This is a genomic window from Actinoplanes flavus, from assembly GCF_017592555.1.
Taxonomy (GTDB): Bacteria; Actinomycetota; Actinomycetes; order Mycobacteriales; family Micromonosporaceae; genus Actinoplanes; species Actinoplanes flavus.
Map to the genome: position 1 here is coordinate 1 of NZ_JAGFNS010000025.1, position 23417 is coordinate 23417.

16 protein-coding genes and 1 pseudogene are annotated in these 23417 nt (G+C 67.5%); 7 read left to right on the top strand and 10 right to left on the bottom strand.

The window, feature by feature from the left end; translation table 11 throughout:
* Positions 1 to 180: 180 nt before the first annotated feature.
* Positions 181 to 837 carry a GNAT family N-acetyltransferase gene (locus tag J5X75_RS31110; RefSeq protein WP_208471112.1) on the bottom strand — a complete coding sequence of 219 codons (657 nt, stop codon included), beginning with the start codon at positions 835 to 837 and terminating at the stop codon, positions 181 to 183.
* 155 nt (positions 838 to 992) lie between these two features.
* Between J5X75_RS31110 and J5X75_RS31115 the strand changes: the two genes are divergently transcribed.
* Positions 993 to 2306 (top strand): aminotransferase-like domain-containing protein, encoded by a 1314-nt coding sequence (locus J5X75_RS31115; protein WP_208471113.1) that lies wholly within the window; start codon positions 993 to 995, stop codon positions 2304 to 2306.
* Positions 2303 to 3262, top strand: a complete 960-nt coding sequence (locus J5X75_RS31120; protein WP_208471114.1) for a D-alanine--D-alanine ligase family protein — start codon at positions 2303 to 2305, stop codon at positions 3260 to 3262. Before J5X75_RS31115 ends, J5X75_RS31120 begins: the two co-directional genes overlap by 4 nt.
* A gap of 116 nt (positions 3263 to 3378) precedes the next feature.
* Here the strand turns inward: J5X75_RS31120 and J5X75_RS31125 are convergent.
* Positions 3379 to 4011 (bottom strand): annotated as a pseudogene (locus J5X75_RS31125) (hypothetical protein); the annotation flags it as partial.
* A 928-nt stretch (positions 4012 to 4939) separates the two neighbouring features.
* On the opposite strand from J5X75_RS31125, the gene J5X75_RS31130 reads away from it, so the two are divergent.
* Both J5X75_RS31130 and J5X75_RS31135 read left to right on the top strand, forming a co-directional pair.
* Positions 4940 to 6223, top strand: coding sequence for a DDE-type integrase/transposase/recombinase (locus J5X75_RS31130; RefSeq protein WP_372450990.1), 1284 nt, complete (start codon positions 4940 to 4942; stop codon positions 6221 to 6223).
* A 2070-nt stretch (positions 6224 to 8293) separates the two neighbouring features.
* Positions 8294 to 8476 (top strand): hypothetical protein, encoded by a 183-nt coding sequence (locus J5X75_RS31135; RefSeq protein ID WP_208471116.1) that lies wholly within the window; start codon positions 8294 to 8296, stop codon positions 8474 to 8476.
* Positions 8477 to 10642: 2166 nt separating this feature from the next.
* Here the strand turns inward: J5X75_RS31135 and J5X75_RS31140 are convergent.
* The 8 genes from J5X75_RS31140 to rpmH all read right to left on the bottom strand — a co-directional run bounded on the left by J5X75_RS31140 (position 10643) and on the right by rpmH (position 17845).
* Entirely contained in the window at positions 10643 to 11692 is a 1050-nt protein-coding gene (locus J5X75_RS31140) for a ParB/RepB/Spo0J family partition protein (protein WP_208471117.1), read from the bottom strand.
* Positions 11689 to 12696 carry an AAA family ATPase gene (locus tag J5X75_RS31145; RefSeq protein WP_372450991.1) on the bottom strand — a complete coding sequence of 336 codons (1008 nt, stop codon included), beginning with the start codon at positions 12694 to 12696 and terminating at the stop codon, positions 11689 to 11691. The genes J5X75_RS31140 and J5X75_RS31145 overlap by 4 nt, the downstream gene beginning before the upstream one ends.
* 1861 nt (positions 12697 to 14557) lie before the next feature.
* Positions 14558 to 15307: a 16S rRNA (guanine(527)-N(7))-methyltransferase RsmG gene (gene rsmG, locus J5X75_RS31150; protein WP_307798378.1), complete on the bottom strand. Its 750-nt coding sequence runs from the start codon at positions 15305 to 15307 to the stop codon at positions 14558 to 14560.
* Between the two features lie 44 nt (positions 15308 to 15351).
* Positions 15352 to 15918: a Jag family protein gene (locus J5X75_RS31155; protein WP_208471119.1), complete on the bottom strand. Its 567-nt coding sequence runs from the start codon at positions 15916 to 15918 to the stop codon at positions 15352 to 15354.
* 118 nt (positions 15919 to 16036) lie between these two features.
* On the bottom strand, positions 16037 to 17059 hold the full coding sequence (gene yidC, locus J5X75_RS31160; RefSeq protein ID WP_208471120.1) for a membrane protein insertase YidC: 1023 nt from the start codon (positions 17057 to 17059) through the stop codon (positions 16037 to 16039).
* A gap of 1 nt (position 17060) precedes the next feature.
* Complete coding sequence (yidD, locus tag J5X75_RS31165; RefSeq protein WP_204296571.1) at positions 17061 to 17318, bottom strand: membrane protein insertion efficiency factor YidD; 258 nt, start codon at positions 17316 to 17318, stop codon at positions 17061 to 17063.
* Entirely contained in the window at positions 17315 to 17671 is a 357-nt protein-coding gene (gene rnpA, locus J5X75_RS31170; RefSeq protein ID WP_208471121.1) for a ribonuclease P protein component, read from the bottom strand. Before rnpA ends, yidD begins: the two co-directional genes overlap by 4 nt.
* Before the next feature lie 36 nt (positions 17672 to 17707).
* Positions 17708 to 17845: a 50S ribosomal protein L34 gene (rpmH, locus tag J5X75_RS31175; RefSeq protein WP_183225835.1), complete on the bottom strand. Its 138-nt coding sequence runs from the start codon at positions 17843 to 17845 to the stop codon at positions 17708 to 17710.
* A gap of 596 nt (positions 17846 to 18441) precedes the next feature.
* Between rpmH and dnaA the strand changes: the two genes are divergently transcribed.
* The 3 genes from dnaA to gnd all read left to right on the top strand — a co-directional run bounded on the left by dnaA (position 18442) and on the right by gnd (position 23414).
* A complete protein-coding gene (dnaA, locus tag J5X75_RS31180) occupies positions 18442 to 20280 on the top strand; it encodes a chromosomal replication initiator protein DnaA (protein ID WP_208471122.1) in 1839 nt (612 codons plus the stop codon).
* Positions 20281 to 21368: 1088 nt separating this feature from the next.
* A complete protein-coding gene (dnaN, locus tag J5X75_RS31185; protein WP_208471123.1) occupies positions 21369 to 22502 on the top strand; it encodes a DNA polymerase III subunit beta in 1134 nt (377 codons plus the stop codon).
* A gap of 39 nt (positions 22503 to 22541) precedes the next feature.
* Positions 22542 to 23414 (top strand): phosphogluconate dehydrogenase (NAD(+)-dependent, decarboxylating), encoded by an 873-nt coding sequence (gnd, locus tag J5X75_RS31190; RefSeq protein ID WP_208471124.1) that lies wholly within the window; start codon positions 22542 to 22544, stop codon positions 23412 to 23414.
* Positions 23415 to 23417 lie beyond the last annotated feature (3 nt).

The following is a 23417-nucleotide window of genomic DNA, read 5'->3' on the forward strand; positions in this document are numbered from 1 at the left end:
CTTCAACCGGCTCAAGCAATGCCGCTCGGTGGCCACCCGCTACGACAAGACGAGCACATCGTTCCAGGCCACCGTCACCATCGCCGCGCTGCTGCAGTGGCTATGACCCTTTGGCGACACGGCCTAGCGCCTTCTGCCAGCTCTTGTCCGCCGCTTTGTTCGGCATTCGATGAGCAAGACCTAGTTGTCAGCCGACCTGGTCGCGGTCACCGGCCGGACCGGGCGCAGCAGCGTCTCCGGGCTCATCGAGCCGAGCAGCTTCTCCAGCGCGTACTCGACGTCGGACTTCCAGGACAGGGCCGTCCGCAGCTCCAGCCGCAACCGCGGGAACCGGGGGTGCGGGCGGACCGTCTTGAAACCCACCGACAGGAAGAAGTCGACCGGGGCCACACACGTCGCGTCGGCCTCGTCCGGTTTGGCGTCACCGAAGGCCTCCACCGCCTTCACCCCGCGCTTGGTGAGGTCACGGGCCACACCCTGCACCAGCATCCGGCCCAGCCCGCCACCGGCGAAGGCGGGCACCACCTTGGCCGTGGTGAGCAGAGCGGCGTCGGCGCTCACCGGAGACGTCGGGAAGGCCATCGAGCGGGGCACGTAGGCGGGTGGCGCGTACATGACGAACCCGGCCGGCATGCCGTCCACATAGGCGAGCTTGCCGCAGGAACCCCACTCCAGGAGCGTCTGGGAGACCCACGCCTCCTTCTCCAGGCCGGGGTCGCCGGTGGCACACGCCCGTTCCGCGGAGACCGGATCCAGCTCCCAGTAGACGCACTGACGGCACGGCCGGGGCAGGTCCTCGAGTGTGTCGAGGGTGAGATTGACCAGGCGTCGCGACATGGCGGCCCCCTTGCAGCTCGCTCACGGGACAGGACCGGACGCCGCCGCGCCCCCGCCGAATCCTACGTCGGAACCACCATGAACGGGAGCAGGTCGGGCAAGAGCCAGCCCCGACTAGGATCGCTGTCAGTCCCGTTTATGAAGAGGTGATTCGCATGACCGGTACCACCCAGGACGATTACACCGATCGGTACGCGCGACGCGTCCGCGGAATGACGACGTCCGAGATCCGTGCCCTGTTCGCCGTGGCGAGCCGCCCCGAAGTGGTGTCGCTGGCCGGCGGTTCACCCTACATCGCGGCGCTGCCGCTCGACGCGGTCGGGGAGATGCTCGGCGACCTGGCCTCCCAGCAGGGCGCCACCAGCCTGCAGTACGGCATCGGCCAGGGCACCATCGACCTACGTGAGCGCATCTGCGAGGTGATGACCCTCTCCGGCATCCACAATGCCTCGCCGGACGACGTGGTGGTCACCGTCGGCGGCCAGCAGGCCCTCGACCTCCTGGCCCGGCTGTTCCTGGACCCGGGCGACGTGGTGCTCGCCGAGGGGCCGACCTATGTCGGCGCACTCGGCGTCTTCCAGGCCGCCCAGGCACAGGTCCGGCACGTGGCGATGGACGCCGAGGGCCTCATCCCGGAAGCACTCGAGGAGGCCATCGAGGCCACCGCACGGGCCGGCCGCAAAGCCAAGTTCCTCTACACGATCCCGACCTTCCAGAACCCGGCCGGAGTCACCCTGTCGGAGGAACGCCGGGAGCGCGTCCTCGACATCTGCGAGCGCGCCGGTCTGCTGGTGGTGGAGGACGACCCGTACGGAATGCTCGGTTTCGAGGGTGAGGCGCCGCTGCCGCTGCGGGCCCGCCGCCGTGAGGGCGTCTTCTACTGCTCCACCTTCTCCAAGACGTTCGCGCCCGGCCTGCGCGTCGGCTGGATCCTGGCGCCGCACGCCGTCCGGGAGAAGCTGGTCATGATGAGCGAGGCCAACGTGCTGTGCCCGAGCGCGTTCGCCCAGGGCGCCGTCACCCGGTACCTGTCCACCATGCCGTGGCAGGAGCAGATCAAGGTATACCGGGAGATCTACCGCGAACGCCGGGACGCACTGCTCAGCGCCCTCGAAGACCTGATGCCGGCCGGCACCACGTGGACCCGCCCGACCGGCGGCCTGTTCGTCTGGGCGACCCTGCCGGACGGCCTCGACGCCAAGGCGATGATGCCGCGCGCCATCGCCGCCCGGGTCGCCTACGTGCCCGGCACCGGCTTCTACGCCGACGGCACCGGCCGCAACAACATGCGCCTCAACTTCAGCTTCTCCGCGCCCGACCGGCTCCGCGAAGGCATCCGCCGCCTCTCCGGCGTCATGGAACAGGAGCTGGCCATGCGCGCCGTCTTCGGCGGCGGCAGCCTGCAACAGAGCCACCAGCGCCGTCGTGGCCCGGCCGCCGCCGACGCTCCCGGCCCCGACTTGGCATGATCTCAACCATGGATGTACGAGTTCTCGTCCTCGCCGGTGGTCTGTCCTACGAACGGGACGTGTCGTTGCGGTCCGGCCGCCGGGTGCTGGACGCGCTCCGTGCCTCCGGCCTGACCGCCGACATGCACGACGCCGACGTGTCACTGCTTCCCACGTTGCAGGCCGACCCGCCGGACGCCGTCGTCATCGCGCTGCACGGCGCCACCGGTGAGGACGGGTCACTGCGTGGGGTGCTCGACCTGTGCGGGGTGCCGTACGTCGGCGCCGACGCCCGGACCGCCCGTCTCGCATGGGACAAGCCGTCCGCCAAGTCGATGCTGCGCGAAGCCGGGATCCCGACGCCGGACTGGGTGGCGCTGCCGCACGACCGGTTCTCCGAGCTGGGCGCGGTGGCGGTGCTCGACCGGATCGTGTCCCGGCTGGGGCTGCCGCTCATGGTCAAACCCGCGCAGGGTGGATCCGGGCTGGGCGCCGCGGTGGTCCGGGACGCCGCGGACCTGCCGGCGGCGATGGTGGGCTGCTTCGCGTACGACTCGACCGCGCTGGTCGAGCAGTACGTGACCGGCACCCACGTCGCCGTCTCGATCATCGACCTGGGGACGGGGCCGGAGGCGCTGCCGATCGTCGAGATCGTGCCGCGCGACGGGGTGTACGACTACGCGGCCCGCTACACGGCCGGCCTCACCACCTGGCACGTGCCGGCACGACTGGCGCCGGAGGTGGCGGCGAAGGTTTCGGAGACGGCGCTGTCGGCGTACAAGGCTCTCGGTCTGCGCGACCTGTCCCGGATCGACGTGATCGTCGGGGAGGACGGGGAGCCGCGGGTCCTCGGCTGCAACGTGTCGCCGGGGATGACCGAGACCTCGCTGTTGCCGCTGGCCGTTCAGGCCGCCGGCGTCGACCTCGGTGCGGTGCTCAGCGCGCTGGTCGAGCGGGCGGTGGCTCGCAGAATCTAGGTGTCGGCGGGTCTGTGCGGGCCCGCCGACCCCTTTCCCTCAGTAGCCGTTGTCGGCGTTTCTCTCAGTAGCCGTTGTTGGCGTTTTTCTCAGTAGCCGTTGTTGGCGTTATGAATGTCGGAGCTGCCTGCCGGGCTGCCGTCGCCTGCCACGTCGCCGAGGGTGACCGGACGCCGGTCGGCCTCCTCGGCCGCGTCGGCATCGGTCGGGACCGGCACGTTGAGCGTGGCCGGCGACTCCCACTCGATGTGTGCCGGCTCCGCGTTGGCCTTACCGCCGAAGTCGGCGAGCCAGGCTGCGACCAGGGCGAGATTCTCCCGCCACTGCGACTCGGGAACGACCGGCAGTATGTCGTCCCAGAGCGAGAGGAACGTCCCGCGGAGCTGAAGCCGGCCGTAGGGGCGGGCCAGGAACCACATGTGCAGGTGCGCTGAGCCGTCACCCCACCGATTCACGTGAACCCGCGCGACGCCGTCCAGCGACCGGATCGCCCGCTCCAGGCGCACGGTCATCACGCCCAGCTCCGCTGCCAGCAGATTCGGCAGGTCGCCGAGATCCAGGTGGGATCGGCACTCCAGGATGAGGACCATCGGCAGGCCGGTCGGACGGTCCATCGCGCGAACACGCCACCGCTCACTGACCCAGATGTAGGCGTCATCCGGCGTGCTGCACGCCACACAATCCGAGGCGTCTTCGCCGCTGCGGGGCGGCTCGACCTCCACCGGTGGTGCGAGCTTCTTCACTCGCATATCGCCTTCAAAGGGAAACGACGGCCAACGTGTGAAGTCAGGAAGCGGGGTGGTGTTCTCAGACACGTCGTGACCTTAGCCCAGCGCAGGAGGGGCTGTCCTGGGGCAATTTCGCACGACGGAGGGATGTCCTCATGGTCGCCGGCACCAGGCACGTGACGTAGACAACGGTGAAGCTCCGGCTCTCCACACAACCATCCCCAAGTTATCCACAGGAGTTATCCACAGGCACACCGGTTTCACGTGAAACACGACGTCGGAGGCTTGCGCGGCCTGTGGATAGAGCGGTGGACGACGGGAACGACATCGGCGTCGTTTCACGTGAAACAGCGGTGGGCGTGCCGTCAACAGGTGCAACACACAGCCTGTGGATAGTGGTGTCCACGCATGTCCGTCACCCGTAGGAGGGCCGTCAAGAATTCTCGCTCGGGTGGAGTTCGCAGGGCCGTGAGCTGCCTCTGAAGGCTCGCGCCTTCGTTGATGGCCGTCGAATTGATGTGCTTCCGGCTTGGGGGCTCGGGGAGGAGTCGCTTTTCGGGAGCCGGCCCGAGTTTCACCGTGGCGGCGATGTCGACCCGTGGTGTCCAATAAGGACGGCCACTGTTACGGCACGGCTACTACTAGTGAGGAACCGCTCTGTCAGCGCATCCGTTTGTCTAAGGCGGAGGCGGCCTCGGGCCTGGCTTCAAGGCACGTTGGTGCTCCGCAGCGGGTGTATCTGAATCTTCTAGGACAGAGTCCTGGCTGTACTCGGCTGGCCGACCCGTGCGTGATCCTCTCCCTTTAAAGGCGGGCCAGGGCGAACCATCGTCATGGCGAGCTTCACGCCAGGCAAGAGCAACTTCGAGTGCGTCTCGGAGGGGTCTGCTGCACGCATAGGTGACATCTGAGATGGCTTGCCGTGACGGTGAGCTTGAAGGATGTTGCTGTGCCAAAGCCCTACCCTCGTGAGTTCCGCGACGCTGTCGTGCGGGTGGCCCGCGATCGTGAGCCTGGAGTGACGGTCGAGCACATCGCGAAGGACTTCGGGGTCCACCCGATGACGTTGTTCAAGTGGCTGCGCCAGGCCGGCATTGACGAGGCGCCCAGGCCGGCGGGAGCCGCAGCGACTCGGCCGAGTTGCGTGAGGCCCGCAAGCGAATCAAGCTGCTCGAGCAGCAGAACGAGGTCCTACGCCGGGCCGCGGCGTATCTGTCGCAGGCGAACCTGCCGGGAAAGGCTCTACCCGCTCGTGAGCAAGCTGGCCGCCGACGGGGTTCCTGTCGCGGTGACGTGCCGGGTTGCTGAACATCGCTCGACAGCCCTACTACCGGTGGCTCGCCCAGCCGGTTACCGACGCCGACCTGGCCGAGGCCTATCGGGCGGACGCGTTGTTCGACGCCCACCGCGACGACCCGGACTTCGGCTACCGGTTCCTGGCCGACGAAGCCCGCGCTGCCGGGCAACCGATGGTCGAACGCACTGCCTGGAAGATCTGCTCCGGCATGGGCTGGTGGAGCGCGTTCAGCCGCAAACGCGCCGGGGCAAGAGCAGCAGGCCGGGCCTGCCGGTCCACCACGACCTCGTCTGCCGCGACTTCACCACCGATGGGCCGAACCGGTTGTGGCTGGCCGACATCACCGAATACCGCACCAGTGAGGGCAAGCTCTACCTCTGCGCGATCAAGGACGTGTGGTCCAAACGGATCGGCGGCTACTCCATCGACTCGCGGATGAAATCGAGGCTGGCGGTTACCGCCCTGCGCAACGCGGTAGCGCGACGCGGTGAGGTGGCCGGTTGCGTGCTGCACACCGACCGCGGGTCGCAGTTTCGTAGCCGAAGGCTTGTCCATGAACCTGCACCGTCACGACATGATCGGGTCGATGGGCCGCGTCGGCACCGCCGGCGACAACGCCGCCATGGAATCGTTCTTCGGTCTCCCGCCGCCAACGCCAACCGGCCGCGCCAAGGACGAGCCCCTCCGGCAACCCCAGCCAGCCCGGACCAAGGCCGTACTCGCCCGGCACCTCAGCCAGCCCTGGGCCAAGGCCGAGCTCCCCAACGGCAATGCCAACCGGCCGTATCGAGGCCATCCGGCAACTCAGCTAGCCATACCAAGGCCGTACTCCCACCGGCAACCCCAGCCAGCCCTGGGCCAAGGCCGAGCTCCCCAACGGCAACGCCAACCGGCCCGGGCCGAGGCCCTCCGGCAATCCCAACGAGCCGGCACTGACGAGCTCCCGCCGACAGCCCCAGTCGGTCCGCACTGAGCCCGAACTCCCTCCGGCAACGTGGCGGGGCCAGCGGCTGGACCAGGCGGCGCAGCATAGGCGATCCGGTAACCCGCCCACCGGTTGCGGCAATCGGCGCCGGCATGACAAAACCGAAACCCGCCGACAGCCGGCCGTCGAATCCCCCATCCGAGCGGTGCACGCTACAGAATGCCGAACTCGCGGAATTCTCCGACAAGCCATACCGCAGGCCCAGCCCACTCACGGCGACACTCAGCAGTCCCGTCCCCGTCGCCCGCCCTCTACTTCGCCCCGCTGCCCACTCGTGGCTTTCCATTCCCACTTCCAGCCGTTAGCGCCTCGCCCGCCCGCTTCCTGCTCCGGCCGCACGTTGCTCTTCCCCTCCCGCCATTCCTGCCCCGCTGTGCCCGCCTCCGCCTTCGGCACCGGGGGCCACCCTTCCAGCCATCCGCCTCCGCTATCCGCTCACCATGCACCTTCCGCCATGCACCCCCGCTGTGTGCGCCTCGCCTTCTGCGCCCCCGCTATCCGCCCCGCTGTGCGTGCCTCGCTATCCCCCGCCATGCGCGCCTCGCCTCCTGCGCCCCCGCTATCCGCCCCGCTGTGCGTGCCTCGCTATCCCCCGCTGTGCGTGCCTCGCTTTCCACCGCGCCGTGCGCACCTCGCCATCCATTCCGGCTATCGTCTCCGCCATGCGCGCCTCGCCATCCGCGCCCCGCTATACACCTCCCGCCGCCCCGCCTCAGCCGGCCCACTTTCAGCCGTCCGCGCGCCCTGCTATCCACGCACCGATATCCAGGCGACGCGGGCGGCGCAGCGTTGGCGAGGCGAGCAGCGCAGACGGCGGGGCAGCGCAAGCAAGGCGGGCAGCACAACGACGCGGAGGCGACGCAAGGACGGTTCCGCACCCGAAGTGCCACTGGCATGAAGACCAAAGGCCGCCCGCCCGTGTTTCACGTGAAACGGCGCACCATGCCGGACACGCACCGAGTACCGCCTCAAGTTCAAAGGCGATCGCGCTTCAAGAGTGGCGGCCAAAGACCCATGCGCTTCCTAGGCACAGCGCGGCCCGCCACGATCCATACCTGGCGCCGCACCCGTTCCCCGTCGACCACCCGCTTGGGCAGGCCTCAGTTCGGCATCTCGAACCGGCCCACAATTGCAAAGATCCACCGGGCACCGGGCACCGGGCACCGGGCACCGGGCACCGGGCACCGGGCACCGGGCACCGGGCACCGGGCACCGGGCACCGGGCACCGGGCACCGGGCACCGGGCACCGGGCACCGGGCACCGGGCACAACTTCTATCAAGCCCCGTGGTTTCACGTGAAACGGTCACGACTTCATTGCTCTCACCGGGCCCAGGCCCTGGCGGTCTTGCGACGCACCTCCAGTCCAGCCAACCGGTATCCGGGCTCGCAGCACGCACAGCGCCTAGACGACTTCTCCGGTCTCGTCACGCCAGGCCCTCCGGGCCTGAAGGGTCAACTGGCAAGCGAGGGATCCGCAGGAGTCATGGACAAGACCTTCATCCCACTGCTCGACTGCTGACGTCACCGGTTCACTAGCAGCATGAGAAGGCCGTCAAGTTCGCATGGGCCGCCCTAGGCATCCCGCCGTTGAACAGGTCCAGATGGCCCAGGCAAATTTTCGCGGCTACTGCCCTGTTGCCCGGCACGAGTTCGGCGGTCGACGTCAGCATTGGTTCGCCACCGAACTGGAGGTCGGACGCACCGGACAAACATCCGAGGTAGTTGACAGAAGGGCCAGGCGGCGATGTTTCACGTGAAACGGCGCCTTAGGCCGGCACACGGATCAGACGGTTTCGCCTCGGCGCAACTCATCGCCTCTCCCAGAGGGCCGAAACCCCACCAGGGAGGAGCGTTGACCATCGAAGTGCGGCCTTCGCAGATCCGAGCCTTCACCGAGACGGTCCTCTGGCATCAAGCGAACTCGGGCCAAGGGAAGCGCATTCGTCGTCGACGAGCGGGATACCGAGGTGCGTTCACTGGACGGCTGCCCTCGCCTCGTGCAGTTGCACCGAATGGGAAGTGATCGTCGGCGGCGTGCTGCGCCTGAATCTCGACTTGGTCGCAGTCGGCCCTTCGATGCAGAGGCCGCTGGGTGCAACAGGCGCGGCGGTCGTAGAGCATCCGGTGCTGGCACCGATCCAGGAGCGGGAAGATGCAGTAGCCATGTTTGTAGCCCTGCCACGGTTCTTCCGTTATTGCTGAAGGCTTCCGCACCGAGGAGGTCGAGGTGAATACCAAGCCGACGATCTACGCGAGATCCTCGCCCAGGCGAAGGTCAACGCCGCGGCGATCCCCCGCCGAACGCCTGAGACAACAGCCATCAGGGTCGAGGTCCGCCGTCCTCCTGGCGCCGGAGCCGGAGCTCGAGGCCGACGGAGCATTCAACGGCGGGCACGTTTTCAGCAAAGCGGTCGGCGTTCCTGGCAATCTTGGGTGGCATGGTCGAGGCGACTTTCGCGTAGTACTTGATCAGTTGCGGGACCCAGCCCGAACCAGGCTTGCAACCCGAGCTCGATCCTCGGTTCCTTATGGAGCTGGCTAGCGAGGTAGATGGGGCCTGGTGAATGGTGCCCGCACCGCGCACCTTGACGTCAGGACGTCGGCTTTGCGCAGAAACCAGGATGATCGGTTGCTGATGTAGGCGGTGAACGGATTCCTGGCTCGAACGCGGACCCAAACGGCGACTCGAACACTGAACTCAAGGGAACTGCTCAAGGGAACTGCTCAAGGGAACTACTCAAGGGAACTGCTCAAGGGAACTGCTCAAGGGGGCTGCTCAAGCGGCCGGCTCAACCTCAGAATCAAGTGACCAACCTAAGCGGAGGGATCAAGCGGCCTGCCCGAGCAGGGATCAAGCGGCGTACCGAAGTGGGCGCACCCAAGCGGCGAAATCCAGTGCTGGGACCAAGCTGGGTGAGCTCCCACTCTCAGCGTGGAGACATCGCCCTAAAGACGTGATGACGATGACGCAGACACAAGGAACGTTGATCGAGACCTCAGAAGGGGTGCGGTGCCGCTGGTCCAAGGAGACCGGCAAGCCGATCACGCGGGTGGCCGGGACCTGGGGATCAAAGGACGGGAGCCTGGCGAACTCGGTGAGCCTGGACCGGAATCGTTGGGAAAGCAGAACCGGCGACGCGGGCTGGGTGAGGACGAGCGGGCCAAGCGGATCTGACTGCGCAGGAGAACGCCGAGCTGCGGATGCGGTATGACGTGCCCAAGCGCAGTTTGGCCCTCTCGGTCGAGGACGACCTTTGGCCCGACGCACCCTTTGGGCCGAGGCGCCTCGGGCAAGGCGGCCCCTGGGGCGAAGCATCCTCTGGGCTGCGGCACCTGGGGCGAGGCGGCCTCTGGGCCGAAGCACCCTCTGGGCCGAAGCACCCTCTGGGCCAAAGCGGCCTCTGGGCCAAAGCGGCCTCTGGGCCGAAGCACCCTCTGGGCCGAAGCACCCTCTGGGCCGAAGCGGCCTCTGGAGCGAGGACACGATGGGCCGGTAGCCCATGGTCGGGTTCATTGCCGCCCAGAGCGCTCAGTTCGGTATCCGGTGCGCGGTGGGTGCCGGGCACGAGGTGTCGCCGGCCGGGCCGTACTAATGGCTGAAGGGTGACGGCTCGCTAAAACGGCTTGCCCAGCGGATGCAGCCAACGCGCGGCCGGGCGAACTCATCGCTACACCATCCGGACAATAGCCGGAGCCTCGGTGACGCTTGGCTTAGGTCAACAAGTGGCGCTGGTCAGGCCTGTGATCGGCAGCTTGCCGATAATCAGCCCAGAACGCCTGCCCGAATTTGGGCAGAGCTCCTCCGCCCGAATGCCGTCGGCAATCACGCCCGGAGCGGGCAAGCACAGAACGCATAGGTGCTGGGGCCCGGCGAGCGCGGCATTGCGGATCGCGAAGCCGCGGCAGCGGTCGGTCGGATTCCCGGCCGTCCCAGAAGGCCTCCAAGCCACGGTGATTCATCCGGCCTCACTAGCTCGCGCGCAGCGACTCGACCGTACTGTTCGTTGAAGCCGGCCAAAGCCACCCAGCGAGCGATCACGGCTTGATCAGCCGGCCCTACTCGGGAGGAGAGCCCACGGCTGCTGACGTCGAACCGTTGAGGGGCTTTCGACCGCGGCGCCGTCCGCAGTCAACCGCTACGGCCAACCAATGGGACATATGCGAACTTGAACGTGAATCGCTTTAACTTTCCAAAAGCCGCGATAAACACAAGTGCGCTCTTTAACCCCGTCATGATCTGGCCGTCCCCGACTACGGCGCCCCCAAGAAATCTCAGGAGAATCCGTCTGACAGAACCGGATCAGGCCCCATACAGAGAGGGCGCGTGATCACTCACGCGCCCTCTCTGGCTGACTCACCGAGGAAGTCTCACTCTTCGGGCTGTGCACCGTCCCGAGGAGCGCCCTCCTCCTCCACACCGATCATGCCGACGATCCGCTCGAGGTCGTCCACGGTCGCGAACTCGATCGTGATGCGGCCCTTGTTTCGCCCGATGTCCACCTTCACCCGGGTGTCGAACCGATCCGAGAGCCGCTCGGCCAGATCGTTCAACGCCGGCGCGTGCACCTTGGCCCGGCGGGTGGGCGCCGCCTTCTTCGCCGGCGCCTCGGCAGCCATCAGCTGAACGACCTCTTCGGTCGCCCGTACCGAAAGCCCTTCCGCAACGATCCTCGTGGCCAACTTCTCCTGGGCGTCGCTGTCGTCCAGACCGAGCAGTGCTCGCGCATGCCCGGCCGAGAGAATCCCCGCCGCCACCCGGCGCTGAACCGGCGCCGGCAGGTTCATCAACCGGATCGTGTTGGAGATCTGTGGGCGACTACGGCCGATCCGGCGCGCCAGTTCCTCGTGCGTCGCTCCGAACTCCTCCAGCAGCTGCTGGTATGCGGCCGCCTCTTCCAGCGGGTTGAGGTTAGCCCGGTGGATGTTCTCGAGCAGAGCATCGCGCAACATCGCGTCGTCCGGCGTATCCCGGACGATCGCGGGGATCGTCTCCCGGCCAACCGCCTGCGCGGCACGCCACCGCCGCTCACCCATGACGAGCTCATACCGACCGTCGCCGAGTTCACGAACCACGATCGGCTGGAGGAAGCCCACCTCCTGAATGGAGGTCTTCAGCTCCTCCAGCGCCTCTTCATCGAAGACGTGACGCGGCTGCTTGGCGTTCGGCTCGATCGCTGACACGGGGAGTTCGGCGAAACGCGCGCCGGGCACGGGCGCGAGGTCACCGTCGACCGGAGCGGCCGGGCTGGGGACAGGCGACGGGGTGGCCGGCGTGGGCTGAACAGTCGGAGCAACGGCCGACTCGACGCCGACTGGCTCCGGAAGCGCCTCTACGGGAGCTGCCGCCTCCGCGGCAGGCGCTGTGGGAATCAGCGCGCCCAGGCCGCGGCCCAAACCACCCCGCGGACGGTTCTTCATACCGTGCCTCCCGTGTTGACCCCGCGCACCGCGATCTCCAAGGCCGCCTCGAAGTAGCTGGTAGCCCCTCGTGATCCCGGATCGTAGGTCATCACCGACTGGCCGTAACTGGGAGCCTCCGAAACACGCACGTTCCGGGGGATCACGGCGTTCAGCACTTTGGCACCAAAATGATTGCGTACATCCTGTTCCACCGCATCTGCCAGACGGGTACGCCGGTCGTACATCGTCAGCAAGATCGTAGAGACATCGAGGGTGGGATTCAGGTGCTGACGCACCAGGTTGATGTTGTTGATCAGCTGATTGAGACCTTCCAGCGCGTAGTACTCGCACTGGATGGGAATCAGCACCTCCTGCGCGGCACAGAGGGCGTTCACGGTCAACAGCCCCAGAGACGGCGGGCAGTCGATGAAGACGTAATCGAACTTCTCGGGATGCCCCGCGATGGCGCGAGCGAGCCGGGACTCACGGGCCACCACGGAAACCAGCTCGATCTCGGCGCCGGCCAGGTCGATGGTGGCCGGCACGCAGAAGAGGTTCGGAATACCTTCGACCGGTTGCGCGACCTCGGCCAGCGGCACGTTGTCGATCAGACAGTCGTAGACATCGGGTACGCCCGCATGGTGCGGGACGTTCAAACCGGTCGAGGCATTGCCCTGGGGGTCAAGGTCCACTACCAGCACACGGTTCCCGTGGAGCGCCAGCGCCACGGCGAGGTTGACCGTCGTGGTCGTCTTCCCGACGCCGCCCTTCTGGTTGGCGACGCAAATCACCCGCGGGTGGTCTGGGCGCGGCATGATGATCTCGCCGCTCGGGTTGAGGATCTGCACAGCTCGCAACGCTTCCATGGCTAGGGGCGGATCGTCCTCATCCGCTACCGGCGTTTCACGTGAAACATGCTCGGTGGACTGAACAGGCGCCCCTGAAGAAGGAGCAGCCGCGTTCTGATGCCCCGACGGCACGGACGCACGCCCCCGGGGATCATCCGAGTGGTGACCTGGCATCGGAGCTCCGTATTCGTACGCCGACGGGGGCCCATAGGCGCTCGCCCGACGATGCGGACCGTCCTGTTCACCCGCGTGCAGACCGCCCACGTTCATTCCCGACGGCCTGTCGAGAGGCGACTCGGTTTCACGTGAAACACCGTACTCATGCACCGCTTCATCCCTGATGACTAGGAAGGGGTTGACCGGCAGAACGTGTGCCCGGCGGGGGAGATCCGGTCCACACTATCGACATCCGGCCAGCCTACGGGTGTCGGGCATGTGTCGCCATGGTCCAAAGTTCTGATGAGCCGAGCACAACGCTGCTCCATCGTCCGTCAGCTGCGAGCCGAACACCATGACGCCCGGCACAGACGTCCAGGCTTCACCCATTCATGCCCTCGATCAGCCCAAAACCCGAAGATCAACCCCTGACGGTGTACGCCCAAAGGCGCGCCACCATGACTGACCTCTGCCACCGGCCCTCACCGAAGTCGGCGGCCACAGAACGGCACCACACGAGGCGGCGACCACATCAGGGTGGCCACCACACCGAGCGGCAGCCACGCCGAGCCGTGGCCACGCCGAGCGGCAACCACACCGAGCGGTAACCGCGCCGAGCGGCAACCACACCGAGCGACAACCGCGCCTAGGAACGACGGCTCGCCCTTCCCGCGGCCCGACCGGACAAGTCGATCACGCCGGCTTACCAGGCCGCCGAAGACCGGACCGTGACACTCCTGCGTGACCACTCGACCCCGATCAGCCAATGACATGCCGGCGTGGCCGCTGAACCCGTGTTTTGGTGATCTGATCAGCTCTCGGTTCACCTCCCGCTCGTGTCACTCACTGACGCAGCCGTCGCAGCGGACCTCATTCCGGCCGGACTTGAGGTCTTGCAACAGATCAGCGAAGAGGTCGGCTTACCGCCGCCCTATCACTCACCGACCCGTTGCGGACCAAAGCACGGAAGGTTCGCCTCGGACGACATGATCGACGTCAACGATCCCGAGATGCCGGCGCAGGTCAAGCCAGTAAGCCGCACATAGCAACCGAGTACGGCATCCTCGACAGCCAGCAAGAGTTCCTGCGCAGCGTCAACTACAGCGACCCTGACGATGTCGAACCTGGGTGGGGATCGCGGCTTGGGGAAAGCGGCCTGAGGGGGAGCCCTTGAGGCCTTCACGGTGACCCTCGCGGCTCGGCCGAATCTCTTGAGGCCGCCGCGGTGACCATCCCGGCTCGGCCGAATCTCTTGAGGGCGCCGCGGTGACCATCACGGCTTGAGCAAAGCCCCTTAAGGCCGCCGCGGCGAGCATTGCGGCTCATCTGAAGCCCTTCGAAACCGCCGACCGAGGGCGATTCCACACCGTCGAGCCGAGCAGGGACCAGTTCGGTGTGAGGGCGATGAAGGCCGCTCACGACCGCGAACGGCAGCCAGGCAGCATGCCGGGGGAACCGGCCGCCCGAAGAACAGCCGACGCGGGCAGCAGCACGGCACAACGGGCCGAACCCCCTCACGACCGCTGAGACGCGTCCACCACACGAGACGCACCGCGAGTGCATGGAAGATCCCAAAAACCCGCCAACGACCGAATGAGGCCCGCCCCCAAGCCGATGTAGTCACCTTGACGCACCACTGCTCCCGCAAGCCGGACGAACATGGAATCAAGGACCAGCGAACCACAGTCGACGCCTCAGACAGGCCGATGTCCACAGCACGTTCAGCAGCCCCCTGGCCCTGTGGAAAACCTGCCCCCGGTTGCACGTGAAACATGCACCAGACCACGCATCAAGGCGCCGTACGAGCGCGCGCCCCCCGTACCAAAAGATCGGCCCCGGCCCGAAGGAAATCGGACCGGGACCGAAAGTCGCGGGATGACTAACCCCGGCGTGCCCGCCGGCCACGCTGGGACGCAGTCCCTCGCGCCGATCGAGCCGACCCGGACTTCTGCCGGCCGGGCACCACATGCGCCTCCTTGACGATCTCCACCACCGTCGTCGGGGGCTCGATCAGCCCGGTGCCGCAGAGGTGGATGACCGGCTCTCCGCCGCCGAGAGCCGCGATCGTCGCCGCATGTTCGGCGATCTCCTCGGCGGCCGACGAACCCTTCATCGCGAGGAGACGGCCACCGACGGCGGCGAGCGGCAGGCACCATCCGGCGAGCTTGTCGAGCGCGGCCACCGCCCGGGCAGTGACCACATCAGCTCCGGGCAACGCGTCGACGACCTCCTCGGCCCGGCCGCGGAGAACGGTGACGTTGTCCAGGTCCAGGTCTTCGACGGCCTCGGTGAGGAACGCGGTCCGCCGGGCGAGCGGCTCGACCAGGGTGACCCGCAGGTCGGGCCGGGCGATCGCCAGCACGAGACCGGGCAGGCCGGCACCGGAGCCCACATCGACCACGGTGGCGCCGGGTGCGATGAGCTGCGCCATGACGCCGCAGTTGAGCAGATGCCGCTCCCACAGGCGGGGCGCCTCGCGCGGGCCGATCAGGCCCCGGACGACGCCTTCGGTGGCGAGTAGTTCGGTGTAGCGGGTGGCCGGCGTGAGCCGTTCCCCGAAGACCTCGGCGGCAGCGGCCGGTGGGCGAAGATCGGGCGCCGGGAAAGACGACGGCCCAGGCGTTTCGATGCCCGGGCCGGAGTCACCCGCGCCGTGGCGGGAGGTGGTCACGATCAGTCCGCCACCCGCACCACGATGCGGCGGTTGGGTTCGACACCTTCGGACTCGCTCTGCACACCGGGGATCGCGTTGACCACGTCGTGCACGCACTTGCGCTCGAACGCCGACATGGCCTCGAGACGAACCGGGTCGCCGTGCTCCTTGACCTTCTCGACGGCGTTGCGGGCGACCGCGGCGAGTTCCTTGCGCCGGGCGGCGCGGTAGCCACCGATGTCGAGCAGCAGGCGGCTCGGCGAGCCGGTGGCCCGGAAGATGGCGAGGCGGGTCAGTTCCTGGAGGGCTTCGAGGGTGGCGCCGCGCTGGCCGACCAGCGGCTGGAGACGGCCGCCGACCACCTCGACCATCGGCCGGCCCGCGGAGACGAGCTCGTCGATGTCGCCGTCGTAGTCGAGGATGTCCAGCAGACCCTCGACGTAGTCAGCGGCGATCTCGCTCTGGCGGAACAGGTCGCTGTCCGAGGCGACGCTCTCCGACTTCTTGGCCTCTTCGGTGCCGGCCGGCTCGGCAGCGGTGGCTTCGGCTGACGAGTCGGCGGAAGGGGGAGTGCTGGTGTCGGTCACGGTCTCATCTCCGTTGTCATTCGGGCCGGACCGAAGTCGGTCCGATGTTTCCCGCGCGCGGCGCGGGGAGGTCTCGAGGGGCGCGCTCAGGCCCTGCCGGGCGGGGCCTGAGCCGCGATCATCCCTTGGGTTTGTTCGCCGGCCTGGCGCCCTTCTTGGGATTCACCGGTTTGGCACCGGGCTTGGGGCCGAGGGCCTTGGTGTCGACCACCGGGCTCGCCGGCTCGGGGGCGTTCTTACGACCGAACAGACCACCGGTACGGGCGGGCTGCACCGGGTTCTTGCCACCGGACGCCTTGGTCCCGGGCGCCACCCGGCCCGCCGAGCCACCCTTGTTGCTCATCTGCGGCGGCGGGAACTTGCGCAGCACCCACTGCTGCTGGGCCAGCGTGAACAGGTTGTTGGTGACCCAGTAGATGACCACACCGATGGGGAAGAGCGCACCGGAGATGAGCAGCGAGAACGGGATGCCGTAGAGCATCAGCCGCTGGATCATCAGCTGCTGCGGGTCCTCGGCCCAGCCGGTCTTGAGGATCATCTGGCGCTGGGTGAGGAACGTGGTGGCCATCATGACCAGGACGAGGATGCCGGCGACCACCTTGACGGTGGTGCCGTCCGCGCCGAGGACGGACAGCTCTGCGGCGGAGGAGCCGAACTTGGCACTGATCGGGGCGTTGAACAGGTGCGCGTGGGCGGCGCTGTTGAACTGATCGAGCGGCCAGCCGTACAGCTGCTTGTTCGCGTCCGAGATGTTCGGGTCCAGGTGCTGGAGCACGTGGAAGAGGCCGAAGAAGACGGGGATCTGCAGGAACATCGGAAGGCAGCCCATGAGCGGGTTGGCCTTCTCCGTCCGGTACAGCTCCATCATTTCTTTCTGGAGCGTCTCCCGGTCACCCTTGTGCTTCTCCTGCAGCGCCTTGACCTTGGGCTGCAGCGCCTGCATCGCACGCTGGCTCTTGATCTGCTTGACGAAGACCGGGAAGAGGATGACCCGCAGCGTCACCACCAGGCAGAAGATCGCCAGGATCCAGGCCCAGTTGGTGCCGATGACGCGCTCTTCCGGTATGCCGATCGCATCCCAGAAGGAATGCCAGCGCAGAAGAATCCACGAGATGGCGTAGTAGATCGGGTCGAGACTCAATCTAATCTCCAGTCACATCGGCAGGACGGTGACGGATCGGGTCAGGCACCGGGTCGTACCCGCCAGGGTGGAAGGGATGGCATCGGAGGAGCCGCCAGATCGCCAGGCCCGTCCCCCGGATCGCGCCGTGACGCGCCAACGCCTCCAGGGCATAAGCGCTGCACGAGGGGTAGAACCGACAGCGGGCCGGCAGCACCGGACTCAAGTATCGACGGTACGCGACGACCGCTGCGGTCAGGACCCGGGCGGCCAGGGTCATCGCGGCCGCCGGGGTCTGCGGGCGGCCGCGAGCGCACCTTCCAGGTCGTTGGACAGCGTGGCGTACGTTGCCGAGGCGGCCGGCGGTAGTGCCCTGACGACCAGGGTCGCGCCGGTGGGCAGCTCGCTGAGCAGTGGCCGGACCAGGTGACGCAGGCGGCGGCGCACCCGGTTGCGGACGACCGCGTTGCCCACTGCTTTGGAGACGACGAAGCCGGCGCGCGCCGTGGAGGCACACGCCGGCTCATCGAGAAGCAGGTGAACGACCAGGGTGCCGCGACCGGCACGACGGCCACCGCGGATCGCTGCGGCGAAGTCTGCGCTACGCCGCAATCGTTGCGCCGCGGCCAGCACGACTACCTGGGCATTCCGGCCCGACTAGCGGTCGGCTCAGGCCGACAGCTGGCCGCGGCCCTTGGACCGGCGGGCAGACAGGATGGCGCGACCGGCACGGGTGCGCATGCGCAGCCGGAAGCCGTGGGTCTTGGCACGCCGGCGGTTGTTCGGCTGGTAGGTGCGCTTGCTCACGTCAAAACTCCGTCTTCGTACTACGACTCTGGGGGCATCATGCGCTGCAAGACGCCACTTTAGCAGAGCGCGGCGGAGCAACCGCCCAACCCTACGCAGGGCCCCCGGGGTGGTCAACCATATCCTGGGTCGGCACGCCGACATGGGCGGGCAGCGATCGCCTGGCAGGTCTTTCCGTGCACAAAGTGAATCTTTTCCCGCGCGCGTGCGGTGGATGGCCCGGACGGCGGTTGAAGTCCACCTGTCGCCGCTGTTAGCGTGCGCGGTTGCTGGTCTCATCCGGCCGTTCGCAGCCCGCGAAGCGGCGGCCAAAACCGGACAAGCAGGTGGATCGTTCGCCACGGTGAGCCTGTTTACCGCCCGCGCCAACTACAGGCTCCGGTAAATCTGCCGACCATCCGGCCGGGAGCGGCCACCGGCACTGACCCAGGTTGTGGATAACCTGTGGATAGCTGGTGGCGCCGTGCGTGTTCAGCACGTTAACTGTGCTGGGTTGGGGGACGCCGGCCGGTTGCCCGTCACGGGGCGCCGACAGGCACAGGCGAAAGGCCGGACAAGGCCCACCGGGGGTCGGTGGCGATGGGGGTGGCGCGGCGGTGGCCGAGCAGGTCGACCTGGGCAAGTTGTGGCGTGAGACGTTGGACGAGCTGTCCGACGAGATCGCGTCACGGCAGCAGCGCGCCTATCTACAGTTCACCCGGCTGCGGGCGATAGTCGAGGACACGGCTCTCCTATCGGTTCCGGACACGTACACCCGCGACATCATCGAGTCGCGGCTGCGCCCGGCGATCACCGAAGCCCTCAGCCGCCGGCTCAGCCGGCCCATTCAGGTGGCGGTCACGGTCCGGCCTCCGGAGGACGGCTCCGGCATGCCGGGCACCGTCTACGGCACCCCGGCCGAGCCGGCCGCCGGTCCGATGGTGGACCCGCAGCCACGGCACTATGCCGAGAACGGGCCCTTTCAGCCGGAGCTGCCGGGCTATCCGGGCTCGCAGCTGATGCCCGAACCGCCGCCCTACCAGGGGCCCGCCTTCGGTCCGGCCGAGCACGCGCCGGAGCCGTACCCGACCGGGTCGGCACAGCACTCCGCTCCACAGGCGCCGTTCTCCCGGGGGGTCCCGACCGCCCGCGACGGTCAGGAGGCGCTCTTCGCCGACCCGATGCCACCGGCGGCGCCGCCGGTGAACCGGTCCCCGGCCGCGCCGCCGGCCGAGAAGGAGCAGCCCAACGACGCGGTCGCGCACCGGATGGCGGCCGACGCCGCCCAGTTGCGGCACAACGACCGGCCGATGCCCGGTCCGGACCGCCGCGACGACGTACCGAGCCGGGCCGGTGACAACGGGCCGGGCCGTCCGCCGATCGATCTGCGGGGTCCGGGCACCACGCCGCGGCCCGGTGGGCAGGACGGCAACCGGCTCAACCCGAAGTACATGTTCGAGACGTTCGTCATCGGCTCGTCCAACCGGTTCGCGCACGCCGCGGCGGTCGCGGTCGCGGAGTCGCCGGCGAAGGCGTACAACCCGCTGTTCATCTACGGCAGCTCCGGGCTGGGCAAGACCCACCTCCTGCACGCGATCGGGCACTACGCCACCACCCTCGGGCACGCGCGCTCAGTGCGCTACGTGTCGACCGAGGAGTTCACCAACGATTTCATCAACAGCCTGCGGGACGACAAGACGCAGGCGTTCCAGCGCCGCTACCGCGACGTCGACATCCTGCTGATCGACGACATCCAGTTCCTGGAGAACCGCGAGCGGACGCAGGAGGAGTTCTTCCACACCTTCAACACGCTCCACAACGCCAACAAGCAGATCGTGATCAGCTCGGACCGCTCGCCGCGCCAGCTGGCCACCCTCGAAGACCGGATGCGCACCCGCTTCGAGTGGGGTCTGCTGGCCGACATCCAGCCGCCCGACCTCGAGACGCGTATCGCGATTCTGCAGAAGAAGGCCGCGCAGGAGCGGATGTACGCCCCCGATGACGTACTCGAGTTCATCGCGTCCCGGGTCTCCAACTCGATCCGCGAGCTCGAGGGCGCCCTCATCCGGGTGACCGCGTTCGCCAGCCTCACCCGCTCGCCGGTGCAGCTCTCGCTGGCCGAGGAGGTGCTGCGCGACTTCATGCCGGACGGCGCCGGCCCGGAGATCACCGCCGACCAGATCATGGTTTCGACCGCCGACTACTTCGGCGTCTCCCTGGAGGACCTGCGCGGGCACTCACGCAGCCGGGTGCTGGTCAACGCCCGCCAGGTGGCCATGTACCTCTGCCGGGAACTGACCGATCTCTCGCTGCCCCGCATCGGGCAGGCCTTCGGCGGCCGCGACCACACCACGGTGATGCACGCCGACCGCAAGATCCGCCAGCACATGGCCGAGCGCCGGTCGCTCTACAACCAGATCGCCGAGCTGACCAACCGGATCAAACAGAACACCTGAGGGGTACGGCGTACGCGCGCTCGACCGCACCACGTGGCGGGCGCCTCGCGATGCCCGGCAAGCTGCCGGGGCACGCCCTCACGCACCCGCCGGGCGGTGCTGCCCACTCACCCCGCGACCGGCCACGCCCTCGCACGGGACGGTGTGGAGAAGGGCGGGCTTCCGTCGTACCGCATGGATCTCCGCCTGAGCCGGACCGGCTCGCTCACCGGGACCATCCACGGGTTATCCCCAGCCGCATCGGGCCGCACCGGCCTCAAAAGGCAGTTACCCACAGGGTCGCACAGAATGTGCGACGGGATACGCACAGCCTCTGAGCTGCGGTTTTTCTACTTACCCACAGTTTTCCACGAGTTCTACACGGGGTTGTCCACAGGTTATACCCAGATCATTAGCAAAATCTGAAGACATTGAAGCTAGTGACTTCCTTTTCGTGAGTGCGCTGAAGGCCAAGTTGTCAACGTCGCGACGTGACAGTTTCGTGCCAACGTTATCCACAGTCGTCCACAGGCATCCACAGGCCGTCTCCCCAGACAGTGGATAACTCCTGACACCTCAACCCACAGAAGTGGATAACTCCTGTGGAAATCGATGTGGACAGTCACGAACAGTAGTTGTTGATCTCACAGGCTGTGGACGCCTGTGGATTACCTGTTGAAGGTTCTGGGGACAACGTGTCGGTAGCGTCCCTGCGTTATACACAGGGCGGGGGATAAGCCCGGTGGATAACCTGGGGATAGCCTGGGGACAGCGGTGGACAACTCTCGCTGCGTCGGCGACTGTGGACAACGACCCGGGTTTATACCCCGGTTACCCACATGTAAATCACCGGTGGATAACCCCGTCACCAGCGCAAACGCGAGTTATCCACAGAATGCACAGCCCCTATGAAGACGATGAAGTTATCTCTTCTAAGAAAACAAAAACCAATCATCAGCGTTGTGGAAGGTGTGGATGGGCTGGTTCCGGCTCGCCACGCCTCGGGCTCGACTGCATGGCACCGGGGTCGGGCACACAGCGATACCGCCGGAGCCATAGAGTTCAGTGGGGTCTTAGCCCCCTGTATGAGGACGCATCGCGGAGGAAGCATGAAGTTCCGGGTGGAGCGAGACGCACTCGCCGACGCCGTGGCCTGGACAGCCAAGAGCCTGCCCAGCCGGCCCTCGGTGCCGGTGCTCGCCGGCGTCCTGCTGCGGGTCACCGACGGCCGCCTGCAGGTGTCGGGGTTCGATTACGAGGTCTCCAGCCAGGTGACCGTCGAGGTGCAGGCCGACGCGGAGGGCGCCGCCCTGGTCTCCGGCCGCCTGCTCGCCGAGATCACCAAGGCGCTGCCGGGCAAGCCGGTGGACATCGCCGCCGTCGGCGCGCATCTCGAGCTGGTGTGCGGCAGCGCCCGGTTCACCCTGCCGACCATGCCGGTCGAGGACTACCCGACCCTGCCGGACATGCCGTCCAGCGCGGGCACCGTCGACGCGGCCGCCTTCGCCTCCGCCGTCTCGCAGGTCGCGATCGCCGCCGGCCGGGACGAGACCCTGCCGATGATGACCGGTGTGCGGCTGGAGCTGAACGGCTCGACCATGGCGCTGCTGGCCACCGACCGCTACCGCCTGGCCATGCGGGAGATCGAGTGGACCCCCGACGACCCGGAGATCAGCCACAACGCGCTGGTGCCGGCCAAGACGCTGAACGACACCGCGAAGGCCCTCGGCCCGACCGGTGGCGCCGTCACCCTGGCACTGACCCAGGGCAAGGCCGGTGAGGGCATGATCGGGTTCGCCGGTGGCACCCGGCGCACCACCAGCCGCCTGCTCGACGGGGCGAACTACCCGCCGGTGCGCTCGCTCTTCCCGGCCTCGCACAACGCCGAGGCCCGGGTCGGTGTGGCCGCCCTGGTCGAGGTGGTCCGCCGGGTGGCCCTGGTCGCCGAGCGGCAGACCCCGGTGCTGCTGAGTTTCAGCGAGGACGGGCTGGTGGTCGAGGCCGGTGGCACCGAGGAGGCCCGCGCCAGCGAGGCGATGGAGGCGGAGTTCACCGGTGAGGCGCTGACGATCGGGTTCAACCCGCAGTACCTGATCGACGGCCTGCAGAACCTGGGAGCACCGACCGCGGTGTTCGCCTTCGTCGACGCGTTCAAGCCCGCTGTGATCTCGCCCGCTGGCGAAAGTGGCGAAATCATCCCGGGTTACCGCTATCTGATCATGCCGATTCGAGTGACTCGCTGATACTGAGCTTGAACCAATCGCTCATCTAGGGAGATCACCATGCAACTCGGCCTGATCGGTCTCGGCCGCATGGGTGGCAACATGCGGGAACGACTGCGTGCAGCGGGGCACGAGGTCATCGGTTTCGACCACAACGCGGACAAGAGCGACGTAGCAAACCTGGCTGAGCTGGTCGAGAAGCTGGCGGCTCCACGCGTCGTATGGACCATGGTGCCAGCCGGCAAGATCACCGAGGACACCATCGACGCGCTCTCGGACCTGCTCTCCGAGGGCGACATCGTGATCGACGGCGGGAACTCGAAGTTCACCGACGACGCCCCGCGTGCCGCGCGCCTGAAGACGAAGGGCATCCACTACCTCGACGTCGGCGTCTCCGGCGGCGTCTGGGGCATCACCAACGGCTACGCGCTGATGGTCGGCGGCGAGGCCGCTCAGGTGGAGCACTGCAAGCCGATCTTCGAGGCGCTCAAGCCGGCCGGTGAGTTCGGTTTCGCGCACGCCGGCACGCACGGCGCCGGCCACTACGCCAAGATGATCCACAACGGCATCGAGTACGGCATGATGCAGGCGTACGGCGAGGGTTACGAGATCCTCCTGGCGTCCGAGCTCGTCGACGACGTGCCGGCCGTCATCAAGAGTTGGCGCGAGGGCAGCGTCGTCAAATCGTGGCTGCTGGACCTGCTGGACCGGGCGCTCGACGAGGATCCGACCCTGGCCAACCTCAAGGGCTACGTCGAGGACACCGGTGAGGGCCGCTGGACGGTCGACGAGGCGGTCCGTCTCGCCGTTCCGGCCCACGTCCTGGCCGCCTCGATCTTCACCCGTTTCGAGTCCCGCCAGGACGACTCGCCCGCCATGAAGGCCGTCGCCGCGCTGCGCCAGCAGTTCGGTGGCCACGCCGTCAAGCGCTGATCC